Source organism: Luteibacter sp. P1_D3 (genome assembly GCF_056406135.1).
In genome coordinates this window covers 178,581-184,996 of record NZ_JBFUAT010000004.1, presented here as the reverse complement: position 1 = coordinate 184,996, position 6,416 = coordinate 178,581, and the positions used below count along the sequence as shown (strand labels likewise).

Genomic DNA, 6,416 nt, shown 5'->3' with positions numbered 1-6,416 from the left:
GGATGTAACCTTCGGCCATCAGCAGGGAGTAAGCCACGTCGATCGTTCCCCTGGCCAGTCCCAGCTCCTCGGCCAGCGCTMGCGCCGACGGAATCCGGTCGCCAGGTTTCAACACGCCGCCGACGATGGCGGCACAGAAGCGGTCGTAGATCTGCCGGTAGTAAGGCGACGCCGCGTCGGCGTCCAGCGATCCGAGGTAACTGGGCTTAACGATGGCCATGGCTCAGTTATTTACTCCGTTCATGGCTCTTCGGTCTAGGCCACGCCAGCCGTAGCATGCGTTCCATGAAAACCATCCTCCATGTGAGTTGCAGTCCGCGCGGCGAAGCGTCCGAGAGCTATCGTCTTTCCAGCCGGATCGTCGCCCTGCTCAGTGAGCGCGACCCATCGACCCATGTCGTGCATCGCGTGATCGGCGACGGCAGCCTGCCGCACGTCGACATGAACTACGCCATCCCCCAGGCATCGTCGCACGACGTGGCGCAGGACGGCTCCATGGCGCTCTCCGAGACCCTGGTCGAGGAACTGGAGCGTGCCGACTACGTCGTCATCGGAACGCCGATGCATAACCTGTCGGTGCCGTCGGCGCTCAAGGCCTGGCTCGATCACGTCGTTCGTGCCCGGCGCACATTCACCATGACGGCGTCCGGAAAGGTCGGCACACTACGTGACCGTCCGGTTTACATCGCGGTCGCGTCGGGCGGCCGGTTCTCCGGCGAGCGCGCACGACAGCCGGATTTCCTGACGCCTTACCTCACCACCATCCTGGCGATGATCGGCCTCCACGATGTCATGTTCTTCTCCGTGCAAGGCACGGGCGCGGGATCCGACGCCGTGGACGCGACGAGGATCGAGACCGAGGCAGCGCTTCAGACCCACTTTCAGCCAGAGCGCCCGCGCCTTTCTTGACGATGTGCGCAGCGCACGCGCACGATACCTGCTCGTGCAGACGCAGCTGTCGCGGTGACCCTCATGGCCACGTTGATTTCCGTGAACGTCGGGCTTCCCAAGGATGTCCCCTGGCAAGGCCAGATCGTCTATACGAGTGTATGGAAAGCACCCGTCACGGGTCGCGTCATGGTGCGCCGCCTCAACATCGACGGCGACGGACAAGGCGACCTGAAAGGCCATGGCGGCGAGCATCGCGCCGTCATGGTGTACCAGACCGAGTCCTACCGGTACTGGGAGGCGTTTCTAGGCAGACCGCCGTTGGAACCCGGGTCGTTCGGCGAGAACCTCACCGTCGATGGCTTGCCCGACAGCGAGGTCTGCATCGGAGACAGGTTCCGCATTGGCGACGCGCTACTGGAAGTGACGCAACCACGGGTGACCTGTTACCGCGTAGGAATGCGCATGGAGGAGCCGCGGATGCCGTCGCTCCTGGTCTCGCACAAACGGCCGGGTTTCTATTGCCGCGTCATCGAAGAGGGATTGATCGGTGCCGGCGACGTCATCACCAGGGAACGCCGCGGTAGTGATGTGAGCATCACCGAAATCGATGCCCTGCTCTACCTGACCGACCACCCGCGCGACGCGTTGCAACGCGCCATCGACGTTCCCGCTCTCAGCACGGGCTGGCGACAGTCGCTCGAGGCGATGCTCTCCGCCGGCCCGGAGGCCTCGGGCAATGCCGGGCTCTCGACACCGCCCGCTGCCGAAACGGCCTGGCCTGGATTCCGCGAGGTACGCGTCTGTTCGACACGCCAGGAGAGCGCGTCCGTCCGCTCCTTCGTCGTCGAGGCTACCGATGGTGCGGCCCTGCCTGCGGCTCGCGGCGGTCAGTTCATCGTGGTCCGGTTGAGACCACCTCCCCCGCATCTGCCGCTCATACGGAGTTATTCGCTGTCCGACGCGAGCACGCCCGGCCGCTATCGCTTCTCGGTGAAGCGCGCGACTGGTGAGGGCAGCGCGTACTTGCATGCCCACGTCGAACAAGGTGATCGCCTGAGCATCAGCGCACCGCGCGGCAGCTTCTTCCTGGGCCCCGATACACACCCCGTGGTTTTCTGGAGTGCCGGTATCGGCATCACGCCGGTTCTCGCCATGCTCCGCGAACTGGCAAGTACGCCGTCCGCCCCGCCTAGGAAGGTCTATTGGGTGCATGGCGCCCGGAGTGGCGAAGAAGACGCGTTCGCCGCCGAAGTCGACGAGCTGCTTCGGCGTCTGCCACCGACGGTACGGCTTATCGCCTTCAGTCAGCCACGGGCCGCGGACCGCCTTGGCCGCGATTACGACGTGCAAGGACGGATCACGGTGGCGATGCTCGAGCGGCTCGCCATTCCGCCCGATGCCAGGGTCTATTTATGCGGACCCACGCCCTTCATGGAGCAGGCGCGTGCCAGCCTGCACAGCGCCCGCTTCGCCGACGCGAATATCCTTTCCGAACGTTTCGGCGGCGAGGAAGCACTCCGCCCAGGCATCGTTGGCGCGGTGACCAGGGCACCCCACCCACCGAGCGACGCCGCCACCGAGGGCGCGATGGTCACCTTTGTCCGAAGCGGGCTCACCGTCCATTGGGAAAAGCGGTACGCCAACCTGCTGGAACTGGCCGAGGCCTGCGACGTGCCGGTGCGCTGGTCATGCCGCTCGGGTGTCTGCCATAACTGCGAGACACCGTTGATCGACGGCGATGTGTCCTACGTGACGGACCCGCTTCAGCCCGCCGCGAACGGACGCATCCTGATCTGCTGCACGACGCCGGCGCACGACGTGGAACTGGATCTTTGATGTCGGAAAGCTACTTGAGCCCGTCGTAGACGATGCGGGTGAAGAAGTCCGGATCGATCACGAAGTGTCCGTATACCGCGTCGTACTGGGCGGTGGGTTTCGCCGCGACCACTTCGTCGCGTGACTTGCCCTGCTTCTTTAGCGCGGCGACCTTGTCGCGGACACCGGCGAGCATGTCGCGGAACTCGCGGAACTGTTTCTTCGTACCCACCGGTCCGTGGCCCGGTGCCAGAATCACATCGTCCTTCAGCCGCGCGAGTATCGCGTCGTCGGCCTTGATCATGCCGTCGATGCCACCGCCGTTCTCGTTATCGATGAACGGGTAAACGCCGTTCCAGAACAGATCGCCCAGCGCGGCGACGTTCGCTTCCTTGAAGACGACGTACAGGTCGGTGTCGGTATGTGCCGGATCGACCAGGACGACCTCGACGGTCTGACCGTCGAAGTGATAGATCTTGTTCGCCTTCACTATCTCGGTGGGCACACCGCCGGCGGGGAGCGGCGGAAACGTGAAGTCCCAGTCGTCGACGCGGATCGACTTCGAGACGCGTGCCGCGGTGCCCGCTGTCGCGATGATCGTCGCCCCGTCGTCGTGAACCCAGGGGTTACCGTCCGTATGATCCCAATGGTAGTGGGTGTTGATCAGGTACTTGACTGGCGCATTGCTGATGGCTGTCAGCGCGGCTTCGATGCGTGGCCGCGATACCGCGATGCCGGCATCCACCATGAGCTTGCCTTGCTTGCCCGACAGCACGGTGATGTTGCCACCGGATCCCGACAACATGCTCAACGGGCCGCGCAATGGCGTGGTCTCGATCGGTGTGGTGGCCGCCGCCTTGTTGATCATGATCACCGGACTGACCGGTTTGGCGGGACTGTCCGCCCGGGCGAGTCCTGCCGTGGTCCCGACGACCAGGGCTGCGGTAACGGCGGATGCCAGAAGGGCACGCTGGAGCGGACTGCGATGCATGGCGCTGTCTCCATCGTGGCGACCGGGCGGCCGCCGAGGTTCTGCTATTCAGCACCCCCGCCGCGCGGATTTCTTGTTTAATCCGGCCCGAACGCTCACTTCACCCATTCGAGCAGGGGCTGGCCCTTGGGGACGATGTAGGTGCCGATCTCCGCGGCATTCGTCGTTCCCACGTTCCTGGCGCTGTGAACGACACCCTTGGGAACAACGAGTACCCCGCCGGCTTTCAAGGTCAACGGCGGCTGGCCTTCGAGGTCGTACTCCATCGTGCCCTCGACGACGTAGATGATCTCTTCACCCGGATGGCGGTGGTTCGCCGCGATGTGTCCGGGATCCAGATCGACGCGCATCTGGACCTCCTCCCACCCCGGAATGCTGAGGTCGTGCTGCGAGAGCTGCGTGCGCTTGTCGGCATGGGCGCTGGTGCCGATCAGGAGGCCGACCAGGGCCAGCAGGCAACCTGCCGTCGATTTGAATCGTTTCATGTCGATTTTCCAGACGTGACCGTGGCGTTGAGAACCGTGACGCGACGCGATGGGCATGTCGGTCACGGTCTTCCAAGGTCGGCGTTATTTCGCCGGCTTCTTAAAGCGCAGCATGAAGCGATCCGTCTTGCCCTTGATCGCCGGATCGAAAATCTTAAGCGTGTGATCGTCGGCGGGATTGGCCAGAAGCGTTGCCTCGGCGTCGAGGACGAAGCCCGCCTTTTCGACTTCCGCCTTCACGGTCGCGGGATCGATCCGGTGCAGGTCTTCCGTGTTCTTCAGGCCCGCCCCCGGCGCGGCAGCATGGTCGACGACGACGAAGTAACCGCCCGGCTTGACCAGCTTGAACACCGCCTGGTTAAAGCCGTCGACGCTCGCGCCATTCATGAAGCTGTTGTGGAGGTCGTGGTAGTTCTCGAACGTCCAGATGACATCGAACGTATTGAACGCGGACGGCTTAGGCTGCTGGGCGATCGGATCGGAAATGGCTTCGACATTGCCGCGCCCGGGTTCAGCCGCGAGCGCCTTGGCCGTGCCGACCGGATCGGTCTTGAAACCCGCGATCTCAGCGGGAACGTAGGCGTACACCTTGCCCTTGGGCCCCACGATCGGCGAGAAAAGCCGGGTCCAGTAGCCGCCGCCAGGCCAGACGTCCATGACGACGTCACCGGGTTTCACCTTGGAGAAGGCAACCAGATCGGCCGGGTGGCGGATGGCGTCCTGCTGGGTGTCCTTCTCGGGCCGGTGGGTGTCCGCGATAGCGGCGGCGATGGACTGGCTGGTCGCGGCCGGCGGCGTCTTCGCCATGGCGGCTACCGAGAACAGGGCGACGGCGGTCGCCGCGACGTAAAAGGCTGATTTCATACCTTGGCTTCCTGTTGGGTCGGTGGAATCAGGAGTGGAGCGAGGCCAACGTTAGTCCTTTCGGAAACGTGGTGCAGCCAGGTAGACCGGTCCTCATCGCGAAACATTACAGCCGGCTGTCGGACCCTCACAGGCCATCGACGGCCTTGCCGGCGCCGACCATTAACGCGGCGACAGCCAGGGCCGCCACCAGCCCACCGGTTGGCACCGTGGCGACGACGTCGCTCAGGACGTGCCACGGCAGCCGGATGTCCGTGAACATCGTGAAGTGATCGGGCTTGATCCCCACCACGACAGCCACTGCGAGCAGCATCGAGCCGCCGAGAATCCATACCCGGTGGCTGCGGCGTGCCGCCCGGGCCATGACGCTGCGGGTGAACGCCTCGCCTTCCAGATGCCGGTCATAGGCAAGCAACTCATCCAACGGTGGCAACCCGCTCATGTTCGGTCCTCCTCGGAACCCAGAAGACGCGCGAGTTTCTTCTTCGCGCGATTGATATGCGATTTGATCGTGCCCAACGGTGCCTGGGTAATCTCGGCAATCTCCGCATGGCTCATGCCACCCGACACGGACAGCGTCACCATGAGTCGCTCGTTAAGGCTCAGGTGCTTCATCATCTGCTCCACGAGAATGTCCGACATCGCGGTCGGTGCGACCGACATCGCTTCCGGCATGTGATCGTCGTCCACGAACTGAAGGCGGGAGTGGCTGCTCACGTAGCGGAGAAAGCATCGGTACGCGATCGTGTGAAGCCAGGTCGACAGGCCAGCATCGCCCCGGAAGGACGCGAGGCTGGTGAACATCTTGAGGAACGTTTCCTGCGCCATGTCGTCGGCCAGCGCATGATCACCGGCGGCCAGCCGCCTCAGGAACTGGCGAATCGGCGACTGATACCGCCTCACCAGATCGGCGAATGCCCGTTGGTCCCCGGCGAGGAATCGGGCAATCAACTCGCTGTCCGTCTTCGGCGTCAACATCCACGTCATGCCTCAAGGCGTGCCGGCCTTTCGCTCCAGTCGCCATACCAGCAGGAATCCCAGCCCGACGAAGATCGGAAACACCGCGACGGTGGCGAACTCCTGCATCTGTCCGGTAATCGGACCCGCCACCAGTGCCGCCAGGCCGATGGCTACGATGATCACGCCCCGACGCATGTCGGTGTTGCGCGACGACCTGTTCGTCGTCATCTRCGCGACCAGCTCCGAGGTCAGCGGCGCTCCCTTCTCCAGGGCCGTACGAAGCGTCCGTTGCACCTCGAACTGGCTCCAGCTGTTCAACGCCGAAAAGGTGATGAACATGGCGGCGATGCTGAGGAAGCCGATGATGGGAATGTAGATACCGTCCATAAGTAATCCTTCTCGTTGGGTGG

General features: G+C 63.8%; 9 protein-coding genes. 2 read left to right on the top strand and 7 right to left on the bottom strand.

The genetic code is table 11. From position 1 onward, the window contains the following. On the bottom strand, nt 1-220 hold a 220-nt coding region (locus tag AC1DYM_RS05105), incomplete at its 3' end, for a GntR family transcriptional regulator (RefSeq protein ID WP_477336572.1). A gap of 65 nt (nt 221-285) precedes the next feature. Here AC1DYM_RS05105 and AC1DYM_RS05100 point away from each other — a divergent pair. Both AC1DYM_RS05100 and AC1DYM_RS05095 read left to right on the top strand, forming a co-directional pair. Further along, nucleotides 286-909, top strand: coding sequence for an FMN-dependent NADH-azoreductase (locus AC1DYM_RS05100; protein WP_477336571.1), 624 nt, complete (start codon nt 286-288; stop codon nt 907-909). A 63-nt stretch (nt 910-972) separates the two neighbouring features. After that, complete coding sequence (locus tag AC1DYM_RS05095; RefSeq protein ID WP_477336569.1) at nt 973-2,727, top strand: MOSC domain-containing protein; 1,755 nt, start codon at nt 973-975, stop codon at nt 2,725-2,727. Nucleotides 2,728-2,737: 10 nt separating this feature from the next. Here the strand turns inward: AC1DYM_RS05095 and AC1DYM_RS05090 are convergent, their stop codons facing one another. The 6 genes from AC1DYM_RS05090 to AC1DYM_RS05065 form a co-directional block, all read right to left on the bottom strand. Next, nucleotides 2,738-3,697, bottom strand: a complete 960-nt coding sequence (locus AC1DYM_RS05090) for an MBL fold metallo-hydrolase (RefSeq protein WP_477336567.1) — start codon at nt 3,695-3,697, stop codon at nt 2,738-2,740. A gap of 95 nt (nt 3,698-3,792) precedes the next feature. Further along, complete coding sequence (locus AC1DYM_RS05085; RefSeq protein ID WP_477336565.1) at nt 3,793-4,182, bottom strand: cupin domain-containing protein; 390 nt, start codon at nt 4,180-4,182, stop codon at nt 3,793-3,795. Between the two features lie 84 nt (nt 4,183-4,266). After that, entirely contained in the window at nt 4,267-5,046 is a 780-nt protein-coding gene (locus AC1DYM_RS05080) for a class I SAM-dependent methyltransferase (protein ID WP_477336563.1), read from the bottom strand. A gap of 127 nt (nt 5,047-5,173) precedes the next feature. Next, entirely contained in the window at nt 5,174-5,488 is a 315-nt protein-coding gene (locus tag AC1DYM_RS05075) for a hypothetical protein (RefSeq protein WP_477336561.1), read from the bottom strand. After that, complete coding sequence (locus AC1DYM_RS05070) at nt 5,485-6,033, bottom strand: RNA polymerase sigma factor (RefSeq protein ID WP_477336559.1); 549 nt, start codon at nt 6,031-6,033, stop codon at nt 5,485-5,487. Before AC1DYM_RS05070 ends, AC1DYM_RS05075 begins: the two co-directional genes overlap by 4 nt. 3 nt (nt 6,034-6,036) lie before the next feature. Then, on the bottom strand, nt 6,037-6,393 hold the full coding sequence (locus AC1DYM_RS05065) for a DUF6249 domain-containing protein (RefSeq protein ID WP_477336557.1): 357 nt from the start codon (nt 6,391-6,393) through the stop codon (nt 6,037-6,039). Between the last annotated feature and the right edge of the window lie 23 nt (nt 6,394-6,416).